18 protein-coding genes and 1 tRNA gene are annotated in these 19,853 nt (G+C 63.5%); 9 read left to right on the plus strand and 10 right to left on the minus strand.

Going from position 1 to position 19,853, the window contains the following annotated elements; genetic code table 11:
• The first annotated feature begins 199 nt into the window (after positions 1 to 199).
• A complete protein-coding gene (rlmM, locus tag JV241A_RS08075; protein ID WP_115086058.1) occupies positions 200 to 1,264 on the plus strand; it encodes a 23S rRNA (cytidine(2498)-2'-O)-methyltransferase RlmM in 1,065 nt (354 codons plus the stop codon).
• A gap of 143 nt (positions 1,265 to 1,407) precedes the next feature.
• Positions 1,408 to 1,650, plus strand: a complete 243-nt coding sequence (gene tusA / locus JV241A_RS08080) for a sulfurtransferase TusA (protein WP_038994304.1) — start codon at positions 1,408 to 1,410, stop codon at positions 1,648 to 1,650.
• Here tusA and JV241A_RS08085 read toward each other — a convergent pair.
• Positions 1,647 to 3,044 (minus strand): MATE family efflux transporter, encoded by a 1,398-nt coding sequence (locus JV241A_RS08085; protein WP_115086059.1) that lies wholly within the window; start codon positions 3,042 to 3,044, stop codon positions 1,647 to 1,649. The genes tusA and JV241A_RS08085 overlap by 4 nt on opposite strands.
• Before the next feature lie 142 nt (positions 3,045 to 3,186).
• Between JV241A_RS08085 and pdxB the strand changes: the two genes are divergently transcribed.
• Positions 3,187 to 4,329, plus strand: a complete 1,143-nt coding sequence (pdxB, locus tag JV241A_RS08090; protein WP_134061895.1) for a 4-phosphoerythronate dehydrogenase PdxB — start codon at positions 3,187 to 3,189, stop codon at positions 4,327 to 4,329.
• Positions 4,330 to 4,382: 53 nt separating this feature from the next.
• Here pdxB and JV241A_RS27425 read toward each other — a convergent pair whose 3' ends face one another.
• The gene (locus JV241A_RS27425; protein WP_166675663.1) at positions 4,383 to 4,556 is read right to left on the minus strand and encodes a PA1571 family protein; all 174 of its coding nucleotides are present in this window, start codon (positions 4,554 to 4,556) and stop codon (positions 4,383 to 4,385) included.
• Positions 4,557 to 4,833: 277 nt separating this feature from the next.
• On the opposite strand from JV241A_RS27425, the gene JV241A_RS08095 reads away from it, so the two are divergent.
• The 3 genes from JV241A_RS08095 to mqo all read left to right on the plus strand — a co-directional run bounded on the left by JV241A_RS08095 (position 4,834) and on the right by mqo (position 10,404).
• Entirely contained in the window at positions 4,834 to 6,606 is a 1,773-nt protein-coding gene (locus JV241A_RS08095; protein WP_134061897.1) for an ABC transporter transmembrane domain-containing protein, read from the plus strand.
• A gap of 208 nt (positions 6,607 to 6,814) precedes the next feature.
• A complete protein-coding gene (locus tag JV241A_RS08100; RefSeq protein ID WP_134061899.1) occupies positions 6,815 to 8,431 on the plus strand; it encodes a methyl-accepting chemotaxis protein in 1,617 nt (538 codons plus the stop codon).
• A 374-nt stretch (positions 8,432 to 8,805) separates the two neighbouring features.
• Complete coding sequence (gene mqo, locus JV241A_RS08105; RefSeq protein WP_134061901.1) at positions 8,806 to 10,404, plus strand: malate dehydrogenase (quinone); 1,599 nt, start codon at positions 8,806 to 8,808, stop codon at positions 10,402 to 10,404.
• Positions 10,405 to 10,561: 157 nt separating this feature from the next.
• On the opposite strand, the gene JV241A_RS08110 is transcribed toward mqo, so the two are convergent.
• The 3 genes from JV241A_RS08110 to JV241A_RS08120 form a co-directional block, all read right to left on the minus strand.
• Positions 10,562 to 10,936, minus strand: coding sequence for a bacteriocin (locus tag JV241A_RS08110; protein WP_038994310.1), 375 nt, complete (start codon positions 10,934 to 10,936; stop codon positions 10,562 to 10,564).
• A gap of 131 nt (positions 10,937 to 11,067) precedes the next feature.
• Positions 11,068 to 11,144 (minus strand) — tRNA-Pro (locus tag JV241A_RS08115).
• Between the two features lie 64 nt (positions 11,145 to 11,208).
• Positions 11,209 to 11,430 (minus strand): YgdI/YgdR family lipoprotein, encoded by a 222-nt coding sequence (locus JV241A_RS08120; protein ID WP_010223359.1) that lies wholly within the window; start codon positions 11,428 to 11,430, stop codon positions 11,209 to 11,211.
• A gap of 196 nt (positions 11,431 to 11,626) precedes the next feature.
• On the opposite strand from JV241A_RS08120, the gene moaB reads away from it, so the two are divergent.
• Positions 11,627 to 12,166 carry a molybdenum cofactor biosynthesis protein B gene (gene moaB / locus JV241A_RS08125; protein WP_036996416.1) on the plus strand — a complete coding sequence of 180 codons (540 nt, stop codon included), beginning with the start codon at positions 11,627 to 11,629 and terminating at the stop codon, positions 12,164 to 12,166.
• Positions 12,167 to 12,173: 7 nt separating this feature from the next.
• Entirely contained in the window at positions 12,174 to 13,376 is a 1,203-nt protein-coding gene (gene glp / locus JV241A_RS08130) for a gephyrin-like molybdotransferase Glp (protein ID WP_115086064.1), read from the plus strand.
• Here glp and JV241A_RS08135 read toward each other — a convergent pair.
• Entirely contained in the window at positions 13,365 to 14,612 is a 1,248-nt protein-coding gene (locus JV241A_RS08135; protein WP_115086065.1) for a glycosyltransferase family 4 protein, read from the minus strand. The genes glp and JV241A_RS08135 overlap by 12 nt on opposite strands.
• Before the next feature lie 65 nt (positions 14,613 to 14,677).
• Positions 14,678 to 16,132, minus strand: coding sequence for a mannose-1-phosphate guanylyltransferase/mannose-6-phosphate isomerase (locus JV241A_RS08140; RefSeq protein ID WP_134061903.1), 1,455 nt, complete (start codon positions 16,130 to 16,132; stop codon positions 14,678 to 14,680).
• A 255-nt stretch (positions 16,133 to 16,387) separates the two neighbouring features.
• Here JV241A_RS08140 and yegS point away from each other — a divergent pair, with 255 nt between their 5' ends.
• A complete protein-coding gene (yegS, locus tag JV241A_RS08145; RefSeq protein WP_115086067.1) occupies positions 16,388 to 17,287 on the plus strand; it encodes a lipid kinase YegS in 900 nt (299 codons plus the stop codon).
• On the opposite strand, the gene JV241A_RS08150 is transcribed toward yegS, so the two are convergent.
• From JV241A_RS08150 to JV241A_RS08160, 3 genes are all read right to left on the minus strand, one after another.
• Entirely contained in the window at positions 17,271 to 17,930 is a 660-nt protein-coding gene (locus JV241A_RS08150; RefSeq protein ID WP_115086068.1) for a response regulator transcription factor, read from the minus strand. The genes yegS and JV241A_RS08150 overlap by 17 nt on opposite strands.
• On the minus strand, positions 17,927 to 18,817 hold the full coding sequence (locus JV241A_RS08155) for a sensor histidine kinase (RefSeq protein ID WP_115086069.1): 891 nt from the start codon (positions 18,815 to 18,817) through the stop codon (positions 17,927 to 17,929). The genes JV241A_RS08150 and JV241A_RS08155 overlap by 4 nt, the downstream gene beginning before the upstream one ends.
• A 437-nt stretch (positions 18,818 to 19,254) precedes the next feature.
• Positions 19,255 to 19,779, minus strand: a complete 525-nt coding sequence (locus JV241A_RS08160) for a histidine kinase (protein WP_134061905.1) — start codon at positions 19,777 to 19,779, stop codon at positions 19,255 to 19,257.
• Positions 19,780 to 19,853: the final 74 nt, after the last annotated feature.

Below are 19,853 nucleotides of genomic sequence, written 5' to 3' on the forward strand. Positions count from 1 at the left end.
CCGCCTCTGTGACAGTCCGCACGGCACGGACCTGGCTGAACGGTCAGGTTAGCCCTGTTTGGCGGACCTGACCATGTACTGGACCGGCGGGACGTGTCGCAGGTTCCGAACTTCCTTTATCATTCGCCGATTTACCGGCGCTGCGTATTGCGCCCGGTCAGGGTTGGCGTGATTGGGCGCCAGCCGTCCTGGAGTGAAGATGAATACCCTGTTTATGCATTGCCGGCCCGGTTTCGAAAGTGAAGTCTGTGCCGAAATCGCCGAGCACGCCGCACGCCTGAACGTCGCCGGCTACGCCAAGGCCAAGCCGCAGAGCGCCTGCGCCGAATTCATTTGCAACGACGCCGAAGGCGCCGAGCAACTGATGCGCGAGCTGCGTTTTGCCCAGCTGATTTTCCCCCGGCAATGGGCCCGCGGTACTTTCATCGAACTGCCGGAAACCGACCGCATCAGTGTCCTGCTCGAGGCCCTGGCCGATTATCCGCAGTGCGGCAGCCTGTGGCTGGAGGTGATGGACACCAACGACGGCAAGGAGCTTTCGACCTTCTGCCGCAAGTTCGAAGTGCCGCTGCGCAAAGCCTTGAGCAAGGCCGGGCGACTGGTCGAGGATGCGCACAAACCACGTTTGCTGCTGACTTTCGTCAGCGGTCGACGGGTGTTTGTCGGCCTGGCGGCGGCGGACAACTCGGCGATGTGGCCGATGGGCATCCCGCGCCTGAAGTTCCCCCGCGAGGCACCGAGCCGTTCGACCCTGAAGCTGGAAGAGGCCTGGCACCATTTCATCCCCCGTGACCAGTGGGATGCGCGGCTGTCCGATGACATGACCGGGGTTGACCTCGGCGCGGCGCCAGGTGGCTGGACCTATCAACTGGTCAAGCGCGGCATGCTGGTAACGGCCATCGACAACGGGCCGATGGCCGAAAGCCTGATGGACACCGGCCTGGTCCAGCACCTGATGGCCGACGGGTTTACCTACAAGCCCAAGCAGATCGTGGACTGGATGGTTTGCGACATCGTCGAGAAGCCGGCGCGCAGTGCCGCCTTGCTGGAAACCTGGTTGGGCGAGGGCCTGTGCCGGGAGGCGGTGGTCAACCTCAAGCTGCCGATGAAGCAGCGTTATGCTGAAGTGCGGCGCTTGCTCGAACGCATCGAGGAAGGCTTCAAGGCGCGCAAGGTCAAGGTGTCGATTGGCTGCAAGCAGCTGTATCACGACCGCGAAGAGGTGACCTGCCACCTGCGTCGCCTGGATCTGAAACCGCGCTGAGGCCATCGCTGGCAAAGCCAGCTCCCACAGGGGCAAGGGTGGCTGCAAAACCTGTGGGAGCCGGCGTTGCCGGCGATCAGGCCAGCGAAGATGACCCTGCCGCGTGCATGAGCGACAATAGCTGATTGTTTCCGGAGTTCTACATGACTGACCTCACCCCCGACGCCACCCTCGACGCCACCGGCCTGAACTGCCCGGAGCCGGTGATGATGCTGCACCAGCACATTCGCGACCTGGCCCCCGGCGGCTTGCTCAAGGTGATCGCCACCGATCCCTCGACCCGTCGCGATATCCCCAAGTTCTGCGTGTTCCTCGACCACCAGCTGGTCCAGCAGCAGGAAGAGGCGGGCACTTACCTGTACTGGATCCGCAAGAAGCTCGACTAGCGCTTTTCGGCCCGGCGAATGTGTTTGGCGCTGCTACGCGCCAGGCGGATCGCCAGCATCAGCGCCGCGCAGGTCAGGCCGGCAATCAGGCCTTCCCACAAGCCGTTAGGGCCGCTGGCCGGGCCGAACAGGTCGGTCAGGCCCAGCACATAACCCACCGGCAAGCCGATCCCCCAGTAGGCGAACAGGGTCAGGATCATGGTTACCCGGGTGTCCTGGTAGCCGCGCAGGGCGCCGGCAGCGATCACCTGGATGGCGTCGGAGAACTGATACAGCGCGGCATACACGATCAGCATCGCGGCAATCTGGATCACTGCCGTATCCGGGGTGTAGATCGAGGCGATCGGCTCGCGCATCAGCAGGATCAAGCTGGCCGAGAAGCAGGCAAACACTAGCGCCGCGCCCAGGCCAACGAGGGCGGCGAAGCGCGCCTGGCGGGGCAGCCCGGCGCCCACGGCCTGGCCAACCCGTACGGTCACCGCCATCCCCAGCGAATACGGAATCATGAACAGCAGCGAGCTGATGTTCAGGGCAATCTGGTGCCCGGCAACCACGGTAGGGCCGAGGCTGCCGATCAGCAGGGCTATCACCGCGAAGATGCTCGACTCGGCGAACACCGCGATGCCGATCGGCAGGCCGACCCCGACCAGGCGCTTGATCACCGGCCATTGCGGCTTGTCGACACGCACCAGCACCCGGCTCATGGCATAGGCCGGGGCCCAGCGGGTCCAGGCGGCCATGCTCAGGGCCATGAACCACATGACGATGCCGCTGGCCCAGCCGCAACCGACGCCGCCCAGGGCCGGCAGGCCGAAGTGGCCGTAAATCAGCACATAGTTCAGCGGAATGTTCAGCAGCAGGCCGGACAGGCCGATGACCATGCTTGGCCGAGTGCGCCCCAGGGCATCGCTGTAGCAGCGCAACACGTAATAAAGGGCGACGCCCGGGAAGCCGAAGGCAATGCCCTGCAAATAGCCCATGCTCGGCGCCACCAGCTGCGGGTCGACTTTCATCACCTGCAGGATCGGCTCGGCGCTGAGCAGCAGGCCGCTGGCGATCAGGCCGACGCTCAAGGCCAGCCACAGGGCCTGGCGCACCAGCGGGCCGATCTCGGCGTGCTGGCCGGCGCCATAGCGCTGGGCGACCTTGGGCGTGGTTGCCAGCAGGGTGCCGGTCATCAGCAGGTACACCGGGATCCAGATCGAGTTGCCCAGGGCCACTGCTGCCAGGTCACGCGCGCTGACCCGGCCGGCCATTACCGCATCGACAAAGCCCATGGCGGTAGTCGCGAGCTGGGCGATGATGATCGGCGTCGCCAGCATCAGCAGGTCGCGCAGCTCGGTGCGGATCCGCGCCGGGCGCGACAGGGAGGGGGTTTGGGTATCGGCGGTCATCGGTGTCACAAGGCAGGTGTCCACATAAAAGATGGGCAAAGCCGGCTAGTCTACGCCTTGACGCAGTAGTCAGGAACCTCGCCTGCCTGTGGATCAGCCCACCCGTATCGGCCTACACTGCGCACCCCGATAGGAGAGCGCCATGCTGATTGTTGCTGACGAGAATATCCCGCTGCTCGATGCCTTCTTTGCCGGCTTCGGCGAGATCCGCCGCTACCCCGGGCGTGCGATCGATGCCGCCTGCGTCAAGGATGCCGACGTGCTGCTGGTGCGTTCGGTAACCAAGGTCGACCGCGCTCTGCTCGACGGCAGCCAGGTGAAGTTTGTCGGCACCTGCACCATCGGCACCGATCACCTGGCCCTGGATTATTTCGCCGAGGCGGGTATTCACTGGTCCAGCGCGCCAGGCTGCAATGCCCGCGGCGTGGTGGATTATGTGCTGGGCAGCCTGCTGACCCTGGCCGAGCTCGACGGCGCCAGCTTGCCTGCACGCACCTATGGGGTGGTGGGCGCCGGTGAGGTGGGAGGGCGCCTGGTCGAGGTGCTGCGTGGTCTGGGCTGGCAGGTGCTGGTCTGTGATCCGCCGCGTCAGGCGCGCGAAGGCGGCGATTATGTGAGCCTGGAGCAGATCCTTGAGCAGTGCGATGTGATCAGCCTGCACACCCCGCTGACCCGCAGCGGCGAGCTGCCGACCTGGCACCTGCTTGGCCAGGAGCAACTGGCCCGCCTGCGCCCCGGCGCCTGGTTGATCAATGCCAGCCGTGGCCCGGTGGTCGACAACCCAGCCCTGCGCCAGCTACTGCGCGAGCGCGATGATATCCAGGCGGTGCTTGATGTCTGGGAAGGTGAGCCCCAGGTCGACCTGGCCCTGGCCGACCTCTGCGTGATCGCCACCCCACATATTGCCGGCTACAGCCTGGACGGCAAGCAGCGCGGTACGGCGCAGATCTACCAGGCCTTCTGTGCCTGGCGTGGCGAGCCTGAGCAGGTACGCCTGGCCGATCTGTTGCCTCAGCCGTGGCTGGCCGAAATCACCCTGCAGGCCGAGACCGATCCGGCCTGGGCCCTGGCCACCCTGTGCCGCGCGGTGTATGACCCGCGCCGTGACGATGCCGATTTTCGCCGTAGCTTGAGCCGCGACCCGGCGCTGCAGAAAGCCGCCTTCGACAGCCTGCGCAAACACTATCCGCCGCGCCGCGAGATCGAAGGCCTGGCCGTTCGCTTGCACGGTGAAACAGTGCAGCTGGTGCAGATGGTTCGGGCCCTGGGCGGCGTGCTGGTCTGAATCGCGGGCAATAAAAACCCGGCGCGTGCGCCGGGTTGAAGAATTCGGGTGGGTCAGTCTTTCTTGGCGAGTTCTACCCGGCTTTTTTCCAGCTCCTCGCAGGCATGCTGGATCATCTCTTCGGTGATGGTAATTTCGTTACCATCCTTGTCGATGATCGTGCCGCCTACCGATGCCTGCGGGTTAGGCACGGGTTTTTCCTGGGTATTGCCTTGTTGCAAGCTCATTTCCTGTCTCCTCATCAGGTTGCAAGCTCAGACTAGAATCGCCTCGTGACCGGCCTGTGACAGCTCCTTCGGTTATCACTGTGCGACGCGTCCGGTCCACCAGAAAGCCGAGTAAACCTCCAGTGGTACTTTAGACCGAAACGGTCTAGTCAGCTGTGCCCTGGATCTTATATGCCCAGGTTCTGGTTCCGACGCCTGCCATTACCGGGAGTTCCTTGGCGCTGGACGAGCGGTCCGGTGTAGGCTGCTGCAAACAGCGGACAAACGGCGTACCCCCATGCTCAACCGGTTTTCTCCCCGTCAGCGCCAGGCCATGCGCCTGGGTTGGTATTTCATCCGCCCTTACCGCAAGCAGGCGCTGCTGGCCTTGCTGGCCCTGGTGGTCACTGCGGCGATCACCTTGTCCATGGGCCAGGGCATCCGCCTTCTGGTCGACCAGGGTTTCATGACCCAGTCGCCGCACCTGCTCAATCAATCCATCGGCCTGTTCCTGCTGTTGGTACTGGCCCTGGCGATCGGCACTTTCAGCCGCTTCTACCTGGTGTCATGGATTGGCGAGCGCTGTGTGGCCGACATCCGTCAGCAGGTGTTCGATCACCTGATCTACCTGCACCCGGGCTTTTTCGAGAGTAACCGCAGTTCGGAGATCCAGTCGCGGCTGACCGCCGATACCACCTTGCTGCAATCGGTGATCGGCTCGTCGCTGTCGCTGTTCCTGCGCAATGCCTTGATGGTGCTGGGCGGGATCGTCCTGCTGTTTGTCACCAACCCCAAGCTCACCAGTATCGTGGTGCTGGCCTTACCGCTGGTGCTGGCGCCGATCCTGATTTTCGGCCGACGCGTGCGCAGCTTGTCGCGGCAAAGCCAGGACCGGGTCGCCGACGTCGGCAGCTACTTGGCCGAAACCCTGGGCCAGATCAAGACCGTGCAGGCTTACAACCACCAGGCCAGTGACCAGCAGCGTTTCGGCACAACCGTCGAGGCGGCCTTTGCTGTGGCGCGCAAGCGCATCCTCCAGCGCGCCTGGCTGATCACCCTGGTGATCGTGCTGGTGCTTGGCGCTGTCGGGGTGATGCTCTGGGTCGGTGGCATGGATGTGATCGCCGGGCGTATTTCCGGCGGTGAGCTGGCGGCCTTCGTGTTCTACAGCCTGATCGTCGGCGGTGCTTTCGGCACCCTCAGCGAAGTGATCGGTGAGTTGCAGCGGGCGGCCGGTGCGGCCGAGCGGATTGCCGAACTGCTGGCGGCGCGCAGCGAGATTGTTGCGCCCGTGCACGATCTGCAGCGTACAGCGCCGCGGGTCAGTGGTCGGGTCGAGTTGCAGGACGTGCGTTTCGCCTATCCGTCACGGCCAACGCCGCCCGCCATCGATGGCCTGAGCCTGACGGTCGAACCAGGCGAAACCCTGGCTCTGGTCGGGCCGTCGGGGGCGGGCAAGTCGACGCTGTTTGATCTGTTGCTGCGTTTTTATGACCCGCAGCAAGGGCGCATCCTGCTCGACGGCCAGGACCTCAGCCACCTCGACCCCCAGGACCTGCGCCGCCACTTTGCCCTGGTCGCGCAGAACCCGGCGCTGTTCTTCGGCACGGTGGAAGACAACATCCGCTACGGACGCGCCGATGCCACGGTCGAGCAAGTCGAGGCCGCCGCGCGCAGTGCCCATGCCCATGAGTTCATCCTGCAACTGCCCAATGGTTACCAGACCCACCTTGGCGATGCCGGCCTGGGCCTGTCGGGTGGTCAGCGCCAGCGCCTGGCGATCGCCCGGGCCTTGCTGGTGGATGCGCCGATCCTGTTGCTCGACGAAGCCACCAGCGCCCTCGACGCCCAGAGCGAGCACCTTATCCAGCAGGCGCTGCCGACCTTGATGAGCGGGCGTACCACCCTGGTGATCGCCCATCGCCTGGCTACCGTGCAGCACGCTGATCGCATTGCGGTGATCGACCAAGGCCGTTTGGTGGCCATCGGCACGCATCGCCAATTGATTGCCGAGAGCCCGTTGTACGCACGGCTGGCGGCATTGCAGTTCAACACCGTGACGGATTTGTGACAGCTTGCTGCGGGTTGTCACATTTCTGTAGCAATCCCTTGAGACTATTTGCTCCAGCTGTTGCGTAATGCTCGAACCTGGCTGCTATCGATCGATGGCAGCTTTTTTTTGGCCTGCCGTCTATGGCCAGTGAACGAGGACAGGGACGTCTTTGCCTGGTCGACGCCGATGGCGTCGCTCCCTTATTCCTTGTTCCGGGGCTCTTCCGATGTTGCGTAAATCCCTCAGAGTGCAAATTCTCGCCCTGCTCGGCGGTAGCCTGTTGGCGATCCTGCTGATTGCCCTGGTGTGCTTTCAGTTGTTGTCGTCCAGCGTGCGTGGCTATGGCCAGTTGATCGACGGGCCGTTGCAGGCGTCGCAGTTGATCGATGAGGCCAACCTGCAGTTCAAGGTCCAGGTCCAGGAGTGGAAGAACGTGCTGCTGCGCGGCAAGCAGCCCGCCGAGCTGGACAAGTACTGGCAGCAGTTCCTGGCCCGCGAACAGCAGGTGCAAGGCATCCTTGACCAGTTGATCGCACACAGCGAGCAGCCGCTCAAGGCCCGCGCCGAGCAGCTCAAGGGCAGCCATCGGCAGTTGGGTGAGGCGTATGCACGCGGTCGCCAGGCGTTTCTGGCGGCGGGCGGCGATCCGGTAGCTGGCGATCAGGCAGTAAAGGGCGTCGACCGTGCGGCCAGTGAGCAGATGAGCGAGCTGGTCATGCAGCTGCGCAGTGATGCCCAGGCGCGCGCCCAGGCCATCAGCCAGTCGGCTGGGCGCACGGTCTGGCTGGGGCTGCTGGTGATGTTCGGCTCGGCCGTGCTGGTCGGGCTGTTCAGCCTGTGGCTGGTCAACCGCAGCCTGATCGAGCCGATCCGTGGCTTGATCGACTACGTGGCCCAGTTGAGCCAGGGGCGCTTCGCGGCACGGGTCGCCAGCGACCGCCAGGATGAGCTGGGGCGGCTGGCGGTGGCGGCCAACACCCTGCGTGACTTTCTTGCCGACACTTTCAGCCGCCTGCAGCGCAACGCCGGGGAGCTGGAGAGCGCCAGTGGCGACCTGCGCGGCATTGCCGGCAACATGGCTCGCGGCACCGACGACCAGTTCCAGCGTACCGACCAGGTCGCGACGGCGATGCACGAGATGTCCGCCACCGCCCAGGAAGTCGCCCGCCATGCCGCCGCCGCCGCGCGCGCCGCTGATGAAGCCGACCACAGCGCCCAGGCCGGTGAGCAGGTGATGCAGGCGACTATCGATACCATTGCCGGGGTCAACCAGGAAATCGCCAGTACCGCGGCGGTGATTCGCCACCTGGAAGCCGACAGTGGCCGCATTGGCAAGGTGTTGGAAGTGATTCGCGGCATTGCCGAACAGACCAACCTGCTGGCCCTCAATGCCGCCATCGAGGCGGCGCGGGCCGGGGAGGCCGGGCGCGGCTTTGCCGTGGTCGCCGATGAAGTGCGCAGCCTGGCCCAGCGCACCGCAGCCTCCATTGCCGAAATCAACCAGATCATCAGCGCCGTGCAGTCCGGCGCCGTGGAAGCGGTCAAGGCCATCGAAAGTGGTCAGCAGCGCAGCGAAGAGGGTGCCGAGCAGGTGCAGCAGGCCGGGCAGATGCTGCAGCGCATCACTGTGGCGGTGGAAGCCATCCGCGACATGAACCGGCAGATCGCCACGGCGGCGGAAGAGCAGACCAGCGTTGCCGAGGACATATCCCGCAACCTGGTGGAGATCACCCGCATTGCCACCACCAACCAGCAGGCAGTGCAGCAGACCGAGCAGGCCGGGCAGCACTTGCACGGGTTGTCCGGACAGCTCGGTGAAGTGACCGCGCGCCTGAGTGCCTGAGCAAAAAAGGGGGAAATCCGCCACATCCAGCGTCCTGAGGCTGGCAATGTGGCGGATTGTCGCCAGCTAAACCGTTAAAGTTGGGGTGCGACGACTCGTCCTAGCTATTAGTCGTTGGTCTTGTAAAAGTTGGCCCGCTTCCTGCTTTAAGGCGACCCACCCTGACACCGGCGTCAATGCCCCGTGTCTGGCGTGACGACCGTTCCCGATCCATCGAACAACCCCAGCCGCCATCCACTGCGCGTGTGTTCAGGCCGATTGCCTGAGCACCAGCTACGCTAAGCCTTGGACTGCGCGAGCAACAACAAGAATCCGGGCGTGCACTACGGGACCTGCGGTCATTGCCAATTACTTCACTTCAATTGGATTGAACTATGAAAAAAATCCTGCTGACGCTCCTGTGCCTGAGTGTCATCGGTTGCTCCAAGCCCAGTGAGCCCGAGAAAACCGTAGACGTGCTGCTGATCGGCGGCGGCATCATGAGTGCAAGCCTGGGTACCTACCTCAATGAGCTGGAACCCGGTTGGTCGATCGATATCTACGAGCGCCTGGACAAGGTCGCCGAAGAAAGCTCCAACGCCTGGAACAACGCCGGTACCGGTCACTCTGCCTTCTGCGAGCTGAACTACACCAGCGAAGGTGCCGACGGCAAGATCGACATCAGCAAGGCCGTTGGTGTCAACGAGCAGTTCGAGATCTCCAAGCAGTTCTGGGCCTATCAGGTCGAGCAGAACGTGCTGAGCAACCCGAAGTCGTTCATCAACAACGTGCCGCACATGAGCTTTGTCTGGGGCGACAAGAACGTCGAGTTCCTCAAGAAGCGTCATGAAGCCCTGCAGCACAGCTCGCTGTTCCGTGGCATGGAGTACTCCGAAGACCACGAGCAGATCAAGAAGTGGGTACCGATCGTGATGGAAGGCCGCGCTGCCGACCAGAAGATCGCCGCTACCCGCATGCCGATCGGCACCGACGTCAACTTCGGCGAGATCACCCGCCAGCTGATCGCCTCGCTGACCAAGCATGACAACGTCAAGCTGCACGTCCAGCACGAAGTGCGCGACATCGTCCGCAATGCCGACAACACCTGGACCGTGGTCGTCGCTGACCTGGCCAACAAGGGTGTCGAGAGCAGCATCAAGGCCAAGTTCGTCTTCATCGGTGCCGGTGGTGGCGCCCTGAAGCTGCTGCAGAAATCGGGCATCCCTGAAGCTGACGGCTACGCCGGCTTCCCGGTCGGTGGCCAGTTCCTGATGACCGACAACCAGGACATCGTTGCCCGCCACAAGGCCAAGCTGTACGGCAAGGCTTCGGTCGGTGCGCCGCCGATGTCGGTTCCGCACCTGGACACCCGCGTGATCGACGGCAAGGAAGTGCTGCTGTTCGGCCCGTTCGCCACCTTCTCGACCAAGTTCCTGAAGAACGGCTCGCTGCTGGACATGTTCGCTGCGCTGACCACCCACAACATCATGCCGATGACCCACGCCGGTATCGACAACATCGACCTGAGCACCTACCTGATGGGTCAGTTGATGCTGAGCTTCGATGACCGCATGGCGGCCCTGCGCGAATACTTCCCGAATGCCAAGAACGAAGACTGGAAACTGCTGCAGGCCGGTCAACGCGTCCAGGTGATCAAGAAGGACCCTGAGCACGGCGGCATCCTGCAGTTCGGTACCGAAGTCGTTGCTGCCCAGGACGGCACCATCGCCGCACTGCTGGGCGCCTCGCCAGGTGCTTCGACCGCTGCGCCGATCATGCTGACCGTGCTGGAAAAGACCTTCAAGGATCGCATCAAGACCCCTGAATGGCAGGCCAAGCTGAAGGAAATCGTTCCGACCTATGGCCAGAAGCTCAACAACAACCTTGAGCTGACCAACAAGACCCGCGAGTGGAGCAGCTCGCGTCTGAACCTGCTGTACGTTCCGGTACTGCCGGAAGAAACCGCTGCGGTACAGGCTGAGCCTGCGCTGTAAGCTTTCGCTTTGCTGGAAACAAACAAGCCCCTGTTCAGGGGCTTGTTTGTTTCTGGCCCGCCAAAAGAATCGCCGGCAAGGCCGGCTCCCACGGTGGATTTGGCTTGCACCTGTGGGAGCCGGCCTTGCCGGCGATTGGGGGCTGCTCGGTTGTGGATCAGTGCCGCTTCTTGCGATGACTGTCCGCCAGGTTATTACCCAGCGCACCACCGGCCGCGCCGCCCAGGCCGGCACCAATCGCCGACCCGGTGCTGCCACCCAGCTTGCCACCCACCAGCGAACCACCGGCCGAACCCAGGCCACCACCAATGGCCGCCTTGGTCTTGTTGCCTTTCTTCGCGCCCATGGCGCTGCCCGCTGCACCGCCGACGCCGGCGCCAATGGCCGCACCGGTGCTGCCGCCAAGCTTCTGCCCGACCACGTTACCCAGTACACCACCCAGGCCACCGCCTACAGCGGTCTGGCCATCACCGGCCATGGCGCCTTGTGCGCACAGCAGGCCCAGGGTCAGGGCGGCAAGAGTCTTACGCATGTGAATCAACCTCGATATTCGAAAGGCGCGCATTCTGCTGGTAGCGCCGCCGCCGCGCAATGCTGGCCACTGCAGCTCGTCTGCCGGGCACGAAAAAGCCCGCACGTGGGCGGGCTTTTCGCTGAGTAAACTGGTCGGAGAGACAGGATTCGAACCTGCGGCCTTCTCGTCCCGAACGAGACGCGCTACCTGGCTGCGCTACACTCCGATGGAGAAAATATTACTCAAAACTCTCTCCTCGACAAGCCCCCGACAGCGGCTTGTCGATCAGGTCACAGGTCCTTGACGGTGCGGACCTGATCCTTGTTGATGCGGGTGCGCTTGCCGTCCAGCTGTTCGAATTCGTAGAAGCCCGAGTCTTCATCGTATTGCGGAGTATCGACCGCCTGGATCTCGCGGCCGTCGTTCAGGGTGATGACGGTCGGCGAAGCGCAACCAGCCAGCGTGCCAAGACCCAGGGCGAGCAGGAAAGCGGGAAGAGTCCGTTGAATCATTGTGTTTCTCCAGTAAAGGATGGTGCGTAATGTTTCTTGAGACGCGTGGCGCCTGCGCAAGTTCCGTGCAGATTGCAGCATAGCGGCAATCCAGCATTATTGACCGGCAACAATGCCTGGGCCGGTGGCGGGCGCGGGCGGGCAGGGCTGTGATATAACACCGCTCATTCGTTTCTATCAATGGATTCTAGGTCCCATGAAAGCCAAGGCTGATGTACCTTTCGTGCCGCTGAACATTGCCGTATTGACCGTCAGCGATACCCGCACCCTGGAAACCGACACCTCCGGCCAGGTGTTCGTCGACCGCTTGACCGAGGCCGGCCACGCCCTGGCGGCGCGGGTGCTGCTCAAGGACGATCTGTACAAGATCCGCGCCCAGGTCGCTACCTGGATCGCCGATGAGCAAGTGCAGGTGGTGCTGATCACCGGCGGTACCGGCTTCACCGGGCGTGACAGCACACCCGAGGCAGTGGCCTGCCTGCTGGACAAGCAGGTCGATGGTTTCGGTGAGCTGTTCCGGCACATTTCCCTGGCCGATATCGGTACCTCCACCGTGCAATCCCGGGCCCTGGCGGGCTTGGCCAATGGCACCCTGGTGTGCTGCCTGCCGGGCTCGACCAATGCGGTGCGCACCGGTTGGGACGGCATCCTCGCCGAGCAGCTGGATGCCCGTCATCGCCCGTGCAACTTCGTCACCCATCTCAAGCAGGCCGCGCCCTGCGAAAGCCGTGGTTGAGGCGGCCATGCACACACCCTTGATGCCTGTCGAAGAAGCCCTGAGCAAATTGCTGGCGCTGGCCGAAGCCGCGCCGATCAAAGACACCGAGCAAGTCGCCCTGGCCGCCGCTGAAGGCCGCGTGCTGGCCCATGAGCTGGTGTCGAGCCTTGACCTGCCGCCTTGGCCCAACAGTGCCATGGACGGCTACGCCCTGCGCCTGGCTGACTGGACCGGCGAGCCGCTGCCGGTCAGTCAGCGGGTATTTGCCGGGCATTCGCCCGAGCCGTTGCTGCCGGGCACCTGTGCGCGGATCTTTACCGGGGCGCCGCTGCCGGTGGGGGCCGATTGTGTAGAAATGCAGGAAAACGCCGAAGTGCTGGACGATCAGCGTGTGCGCTTCACCGAGCCCCTGCGCATCGGCCAGAACATTCGCCCGCAAGGGCAGGAGACCCGGGTTGGCGAGGCGGTATTGGCCGCCGGCACGCGCCTCGGGCCGATCGAGCTGGGCCTGGCAGCTTCTCTGGGTTGCGCCGAACTGACCGTGGTGCGGCGCGTGAAGGTGGCGGTGCTGTCCACCGGTGACGAGCTTGTCGAACCCGGCTTGCCCCTCGGTCCCGGGCAGATCTACAACAGCAACCGCCGCCTGCTCGGCAGCTGGCTGCAACGTTTGGGTTGCGAAGTGATCGATGCCGGCATTCTGGCCGACGATCTGGAGAAAACCCGCGACTGCCTGGCCGGGTTGCAGGAAGTCGATCTGATTCTTTCCACTGGCGGCGTTTCGGTGGGCGAGGCGGACTACCTGGGCATCGCCCTGCGTGAAGAGGGCGAGCTGTCGCTGTGGAAGCTGGCGATCAAGCCCGGCAAGCCACTGACCTTCGGTCACTACAAGGGGGTGCCGGTCATCGGCTTGCCCGGCAACCCGGCCTCGACCCTGGTGACCTTCGGCCTGCTGACCCGGCCTTACCTGCTGCGCCGCCAGGGCGTTGCCGAGGTCACGCCGCTGCAGTTCCCGGTGCCGGCCGGTTTCGATTGGCCCAAGGCTGGCAGTCGTCGCGAGTACCTGCGCGGCCGGCTGGAGCAGGGCAGTGCGCTGATCTACAAGAACCAGAGTTCGGGAGTGCTGCGCAGTGCCGCCTGGGCCGAGGGTCTGGTCGAGGTGCGTGAAGGCCACACCCCGGGCAAAGGCGATATCGTCCAGTTCATTCCCTTGAGCGAACTACTTGGCTGAGCGGCTGAGCAAGGTGCCGCCCACCAGGGCGGCGCCACTCGGCGCACGCAAGCTGGGGCGCGCATGCACGCTTTCCAGCTGGGCAGCGGCGACGCTCCAGTCGTGCCGGCTGCAGACAAACTCCCGCGCCGCTTGCGACATCTGACGCAGGCGCCACGGCTGGTTCAACAGCTGGGTAATCATCAGGGCCAGCTGGTCGCCATCGTCGCTGGCCAGGTAGTGCTCGCCCTGGGTCACCTGCAGGCCTGATACGCCTTTGGCCGTGGTCACCACCGGCAGCCCGGCGGCCATGGCTTCCAGCACCTTGATCTTCGAGCCGCCGCCGTAACGCAGCGGGGCGAAGAAGATCGCCGAGTGACGCTGAATTTCGCGCAGGTCAGGCAGATACCCTACCCATTCGATCCGCGGATCGCTCCAGCGCAGCTTCCAGCTAGGTGGCAGGGCGTGGCCCACCACCGCCAGGCGCACCGCTGGATTGCTCAGCCAGACTTGCGGAAGAATGTCTTCCAGCGCCCATTCGATGGCCTCAAGGTTGGCGCCATACTCGAAGTTACCGACAAACAGCAGGCGCTGGCTGTGCAGCGAGGGCTGGATGTCCTGGTAATGCGCGCAGTCAACGCCGTTGATCACCACCGAAACCGGTGAGCCAGTCACCTGGCCGATATGCTCGGCGTCAGTGGGGCTGACCGCCACTACTTCGTGGGCCTGGCCGAGTACGCGGTTCTCCCAGCGCCGGTAGCGCCAGCGATCGAAGGCATTGAATGGCCGCAGCCACAGCGGCAAACGGTCGTGACAGGCGGCGCCGTTGACGGATTCGATGTTGTGTTCACTGAGCACGAACGGCAGCCCGCGCGCCTGCAGGGCTTTTTCGAAGGGTTGGAAGCTGTAGCTGTGTTCGATCTGGATGACGTCCCATGGCTCTTCCAGCAATTGCTCGAAGCAGTGGCGCAAGTGCGGCGCCAGGCCGTTGATGCTGGCGCGCATCGGGTAGCTGGCGTAGATCGCCGCCAGCAGGTTCAGCGGGCTGTGCAAGGGGCGCCGGGGAAGCACGATCAGGCGTTCGAGCAAGGGCTCCAACGCCTGTCGCGCGGCCTCGCTGGGGGGGATTTTCGATTGCACCAGCAAGGTGATGCGATGACCGCGCTGCGCCAGGTTGCGCAGCAGGTGATATTGTCGGGTTTTACCGCCGCTGGTGGTCGGCCAGGGCAGGTAGGGTAGTGTCCAGAGTACGCGCATGACCCCTTTTCCTCTGTGAGCAAGCGGGTAACGGCATGCAAATAAAAATGGACGCGTCGTGGCAGTCAGCTTGCGGCTGGCTCCGGGGCGCGTCCATAGATATCAGTAAAGCGCACGATGTCGTCCTCGCCCAGGTATTCGCCACTTTGTACTTCAATCATGACCAGATCGATCACCCCCGGGTTGGTCAGGCGGTGCACCCGACCGGGTTTGATGAAGGTCGATTCGTTGGTATCGAGCAGAAATTCCTCTTCACCATTGGTCACGCAGGCCATGCCGCTGACCACGATCCAGTGCTCGCTGCGGTGGTGATGCATCTGCAGTGACAGCGAGGCGTCGGGGCGGACCATGATCCGCTTGATCTTGAACCGCGGGCCTTCCTCGAGCACCGTGTAGGTGCCCCAGGGGCGGTTGACGGTGCGGTGCAGGCGAAAAGCATCGTGACCCTGGCGCTTGAGCTGCTGGGCGATCACCTTGACCTCCTGGCTACGCGCAGCGTCGGCGATCAGCAGGGCGTCGGGGGTGTCGATGATGATCAGGTTGTCCAGGCCCACCGCGCCGACCAGGCGCCGCGGCGAGTCGATGTAGCAATTGCGCACATCGTGCAGCACGGTTTCGCCGGTGCAGCGGTTGCCCTGAGGGTCGCCGGCCTTGAGCTCGCGCACTGCTTCCCAGCTGCCGATATCGCTCCAGCCCAGTTGGCTGGGCAATACCGCGACCTGTTGCGAAACCTCCATCACCGCGTAGTCGATGGAAATGTCCGGTACCTGGGCAAAGCTGTCCGGGTCCAGTTCCACCTGGCACTCGCGCGCGCCTTCCTTGTAGGGGCTAAGCGCCAGGCAGTGATTGACCGCTGCCAGCAGTTGCGGGGTGTGCTGCTCCAGTTCATGGAGGATGGCATCGACGCGCATGCAGAACATGCCGGCATTCCACAGGTGCTGACCACCGTCGAGGTACTGCTGTGCGGTTTCGGCGTCGGGCTTTTCGACAAAGCGCGCCGCCTTGAAGCCATTGGCGTCCAGGGCCTGGCCTTTTTCGATGTAACCAAAACCGGTTTCGGCGCGGGTTGGTACCAGGCCGAAGGTGGTCAGCCAGCCGTGGGCAGCCAGCGCCCGGGCCTGGCTGACCGCCTGGTCGAAAGCGCTGAGGTCGGTTATCAGGTGGTCGGCCGGCAGCACCAGCAGCTGTGCGTCTTCGCCGTACAGCCGGGCGCAGTGCAGGGCGGCAGCGGCGATGGCCGCAGCGGTGTTGCGGCCAACGGGTTCGAGGATGTAGTCCAGGGCCAGGTTGGCTTTGTTCAGTTGGCGGAACTCGTCCTGGGTGCGGAAGAACACTTCACGATTGGTCACGGTCAGGACTCGTTCGACATCGGCCAGCCGGCTGGCGCGGGCGAAGGTCTTCTGCAGTAGGCTCTGGCCATCGGGCAGGCGCATGAACGGCTTGGGCATGGTCTCCCGGGAGACCGGCCACAGGCGGGTGCCGGCGCCGCCAGCGATGATGCAAGGGATCAGAACACTCATCTCACAGCCTCGAGTCAAAAGTAAACAGAGCAACCTGGCAGGCTTTTGCGCAATGAGTCAATAAACTGACTTTTACCACTGGCGTCGTCCATGAAGGCCAAATATTTGTCGAATGATGCCCCTCGGCGGCCAAGCTTTCAATGATATTTGTATGAATGGTGTGCGAAAGATCGCTGAATCGTTAAGTGCAATGCAGTAAAGGCAAGCCAGAAAGGGTCGAGATATTCGACGCTCAATTCATCGGGGAACGCACAAATGGCGCAGCAAAAGGCATTGATGATCCTGCATGGCAAACAAGCCATGAATGAAGCGGTTCGGGCTGCGGTGACTACCCTGCGTGAGCGTGGCTGGCAACTGGACGTGCGCCTGACCTGGGAAGCTGGTGATGCCCAGCGCCTGGTCAAGGAGGCACTGGCAGCCGGCTACCCGTACCTGGTGGCCGGAGGCGGTGATGGCACGCTGCGCGACGTCGCCGAGGCCATGGCGGGTGCCGATTGCGCTGCCAGCCTGGTGTTGTTGCCGCTGGGCACGGCCAACGACTTTGCCAGGGCAGCCGGGGTGCCGCTGGAGCCGGGGCAGGCCCTGGCCCTGCTTGAAGTGCCGGCGCAGGCCATCGATCTGGGCGAGGTCGGTGGGCAGGTGTTTCTGAACATGGCTACCGGTGGTTTCGGCAGCCAGGTGACCGCCAATACCTCCGAAGACCTGAAAAAGATTCTGGGCGCCGCGGCGTACCTGTTCACCGGGCTGTCGCGCTTCAGCGAGCTGCGTGCCGCTTCGGTCGAGTTGCATGGTCCGGATTTTCAATGGCAGGGCGAGTTGCTGGCCCTGGGCATCGGCAATGGCCGTCAGGCCGGTGGCGGACATGTGTTGTGCCCCGATGCGCAGGTCGATGACGGCATGCTCGATGTCAGCATCCTGCCGGCGCCCCAGGAAGTGGTCGGCACCCTGCGTGGCTTGCTCAGCGATGGCCTGGGCCTGGACAGCATGTTCGTCCGCGCGCGCCTGCCGTGGGTCGAGATCAAAAGCTCGCAAGGCCTGGACATCAACCTCGATGGCGAACCGTTGCAGGGCGACAGCCTGCGCTTTCAGGCGCTGCCGGCGGCCCTGCGGGTGCACTTGCCGCCAGGGTCGCCGCTACTCAGTCGTCGAGGCTGATGATCTGCTCGCGCACGGCAAACAGCACCAGGCCAGCGACATCGTAGATCTGCAGGCGTTTCATGATCTGCGATCGGTGGGTTTCCACAGTCTTGATGCTCAGGCCCAGGCCCTGGGCGATTTCCCGCGTCGATTTGCCGCGCACGATCAGGCGCAGGATCTCCAGTTGGCGGGCGGTGAGGTTGTGATTCTCGACCGCTTCCGGCTTGCTCGACTGGGCGCGCAGCAGCGCCTGGTTGATCACCGTGTGGGCAATCGCCGGGCTCAGGTAGCGCTCGTTGCCGCGCAGCGCCGCCAGTGCCTGCTCAAGCTCGGTGGCGGTAGTGTCCTTGAGCAGGTAGCCATGGGCGCCGCTTTCCAGTGCCTGCATGATCAGCTCAGGGTCGGTGTGCATCGAGAGGATCAGCACCTTGCAGCGACAGCCGAGGGCGCGTAACCGGCTCAGGGCGTCCAGGCCGCTGGTGGAGCGCATGGAAATATCCAGCAGGACGATATCCGGGTCCAGTTGCATGACCAGTTCAGGCACCTGGCTGCCGTCGTTGGCTTCGCCGATCACGGCATAGCCAGGTATATCGGACACCAGCGCACGAACACCTGCGCGGATCAGTGAGTGGTCATCCACCAACAGCAATGTACAGGTCATGGGGCGTTATTTGTCTTGGCGCGTTCGAGGGTGCGGGGAGGCCAGGGAATCAGGGCGTCGATCTGGGTACCCAGGCCGGGCTGGCTGTTGACCGACAGTGTGCCATTGAGCAGGCCGACGCGCTCGAGCATTCCGGCCATGCCGCGCTGGCCTTCGTCGGCGGGACTGCTGGCGGGCGAGAAGCCCAGGCCGTCATCGCTGATCGACAGGGCCAGGCCTTCGGACTGGCGCTGGATGCGCACCACCAGGTTGTTGGCCTTGGCATGGCGCAGTATGTTGGTCACCGCCTCCTGGGTGATTCGAAAGGCGGCAATCGCCATGTCTTCGGGGATGCCGCCCAGGCGCTGGCGGCACTCCAGGCTCCAGTGCACGTTGGTGTTTTCAAGGGTGCGCAACAAATGTGCGCGCAGGCTGGCTTCCAGGCCCAGGCTGGACAGTTGCCTTGGGTTGAGGATGGCCGAGACATCGCGAACATTGGCCAGGGTGTCGTCCAGGGTGCTGCGCAAGGTGCTGCAGTGCTCCTGCAACTCGGCTGGGGCACGGCGTTGCAGCCAGTCGGCCTGGAGCTTGGCGGCGGTCAGCATCTGGCCGATATCGTCGTGCAGCTCGCGGCTAAGGCGCTGGCGCTCGCTTTCCTGCACCTTGAGCAGCCGATCGGCGAGTTCCGCCGGGCGCAGGGCAATCGAGCGGGCCCACTGGCGCAGTTGCCAGGCAATGCTCAGCAGGGCAATCAGCTGCAGGGCCAGGGCGGCGGCCGGCAGCGGTTGCTCAAGCAGGTACAGGGCCAGGTTGACTGCAACCGAAGCCAGGCACAGCAGTGCGGTCGCCCAACGCAGCAGAGAGGCTCCGGGGCGCCAGCGCTTGAGTGTCTTGAGGCTTGAGAACATAGGAAATGAAGCCACTGAAATATCGCTGTTGAAAGCCTTGCAAAGGTCGAACTAGAGGCTTTTGTCGAATTGCCTTCAATAACGTTTAAATGTCGGCGCTGGGGTTGCGGCGATGAAAGTCTGCGCGCGGTGTCTTGGGGTTGCCGGGAGGTGTGCATGACTTCATCAGCGCGCATGGTATCACTTCAAATACAATTGGTCGCGAACTCTGATAACTGACTGAATAGCCAGATTTTACGGGCTGGTACGGCGGTTCCGATTGTCTGCAAATCTAGCACTTTGCCATCAGTTTGCGAAAATACAATCTTGTCCGATATCAATTAAGCGCAATGTTTTCTTTGGGCTAACTAGAAGCACCGGAAAATACACTAAGTTGGCCGTTAGTGTGCCGCGTCGGGGGGCGGATAATCTTCGCCAGGGCATTGTTGTTATGTCCCTTAGTTACCCTTGGCTGGCGAGGAAAGTGCACTGGATTGCGCGGTGAGTGGCGCAGTCAATGAGGGGGCAGGGTGTTCGCAGGGATACCGGGTTTCGATGCAGGAGGCGCAGGTCAGAGCGGTTGCTGGGCTCAGGGCGGTGGCCAGGGTGTCGAGCAGCTGTACCTGTTCCTCGGTGTCCAGGCTCAGGCGGCCGGTGTGCGGATCGATCAGCTCCAGTTGCCAGGCCAGCAGGGTCAGGCAGCTTTCCAGGGCCTGCAGGGCTTCGCCTTGCAGTGCTGGATGCACCTGTGCCGGCTCCAGCAGGGTTTGCAACTGCAGGCTGTAGGCGGCGACCTCGACCAGGCCAAGGGTGTGTGCCCGCGTCACCAGGGTACCCAAGGTGTCGTTCAGGCAGTGGCAGGCATCCGGATCGTTGTCGATCAGTTGCAGGTGCAGCAGGCATTCCTCTGCCTTGGTCAGCAGCACCTGTGCGTCGACCAGGAAATCCTGCAGGGCGCTGTTGTGCGGTGCGTCGTTAGCCATCATTTGGCTCCAGCGCGAAGGGCTGGAGCAGGGGCTGGCCACCATGAGGCGATAGCTGACAAAAGCCTGACTCC

The organism is Pseudomonas sp. JV241A (genome assembly GCF_900275665.1).
Lineage (GTDB): Bacteria > Pseudomonadota > Gammaproteobacteria > Pseudomonadales > Pseudomonadaceae > Aquipseudomonas > Aquipseudomonas wadenswilerensis.

Bases quoted from the DNA above. Each gene is read 5' to 3' on its own strand.
- JV241A_RS08160 (WP_134061905.1), bottom strand. From the start codon at position 19,779: ATGGCTAACGACGCACCGCACAACAGCGCCCTGCAGGATTTCCTGGTC.
- moaB (WP_036996416.1), top strand. From the start codon at position 11,627: ATGAAAGCCAAGGCTGATGTACCTTTCGTGCCGCTGAACATTGCCGTA.
- glp (WP_115086064.1), top strand. From the start codon at position 12,174: ATGCACACACCCTTGATGCCTGTCGAAGAAGCCCTGAGCAAATTGCTG.
- yegS (WP_115086067.1), top strand. From the start codon at position 16,388: ATGGCGCAGCAAAAGGCATTGATGATCCTGCATGGCAAACAAGCCATG.
- pdxB (WP_134061895.1), top strand. From the start codon at position 3,187: ATGCTGATTGTTGCTGACGAGAATATCCCGCTGCTCGATGCCTTCTTT.
- JV241A_RS08110 (WP_038994310.1), bottom strand. From the start codon at position 10,936: ATGCGTAAGACTCTTGCCGCCCTGACCCTGGGCCTGCTGTGCGCACAA.
- JV241A_RS08095 (WP_134061897.1), top strand. From the start codon at position 4,834: ATGCTCAACCGGTTTTCTCCCCGTCAGCGCCAGGCCATGCGCCTGGGT.
- JV241A_RS08120 (WP_010223359.1), bottom strand. From the start codon at position 11,430: ATGATTCAACGGACTCTTCCCGCTTTCCTGCTCGCCCTGGGTCTTGGC.
- JV241A_RS08140 (WP_134061903.1), bottom strand. From the start codon at position 16,132: ATGAGTGTTCTGATCCCTTGCATCATCGCTGGCGGCGCCGGCACCCGC.
- JV241A_RS08100 (WP_134061899.1), top strand. From the start codon at position 6,815: ATGTTGCGTAAATCCCTCAGAGTGCAAATTCTCGCCCTGCTCGGCGGT.
- JV241A_RS08155 (WP_115086069.1), bottom strand. From the start codon at position 18,817: ATGTTCTCAAGCCTCAAGACACTCAAGCGCTGGCGCCCCGGAGCCTCT.
- rlmM (WP_115086058.1), top strand. From the start codon at position 200: ATGAATACCCTGTTTATGCATTGCCGGCCCGGTTTCGAAAGTGAAGTC.
- JV241A_RS08085 (WP_115086059.1), bottom strand. From the start codon at position 3,044: ATGACCGCCGATACCCAAACCCCCTCCCTGTCGCGCCCGGCGCGGATC.
- JV241A_RS27425 (WP_166675663.1), bottom strand. From the start codon at position 4,556: ATGAGCTTGCAACAAGGCAATACCCAGGAAAAACCCGTGCCTAACCCG.
- tusA (WP_038994304.1), top strand. From the start codon at position 1,408: ATGACTGACCTCACCCCCGACGCCACCCTCGACGCCACCGGCCTGAAC.
- mqo (WP_134061901.1), top strand. From the start codon at position 8,806: ATGAAAAAAATCCTGCTGACGCTCCTGTGCCTGAGTGTCATCGGTTGC.
- JV241A_RS08135 (WP_115086065.1), bottom strand. From the start codon at position 14,612: ATGCGCGTACTCTGGACACTACCCTACCTGCCCTGGCCGACCACCAGC.
- JV241A_RS08150 (WP_115086068.1), bottom strand. From the start codon at position 17,930: ATGACCTGTACATTGCTGTTGGTGGATGACCACTCACTGATCCGCGCA.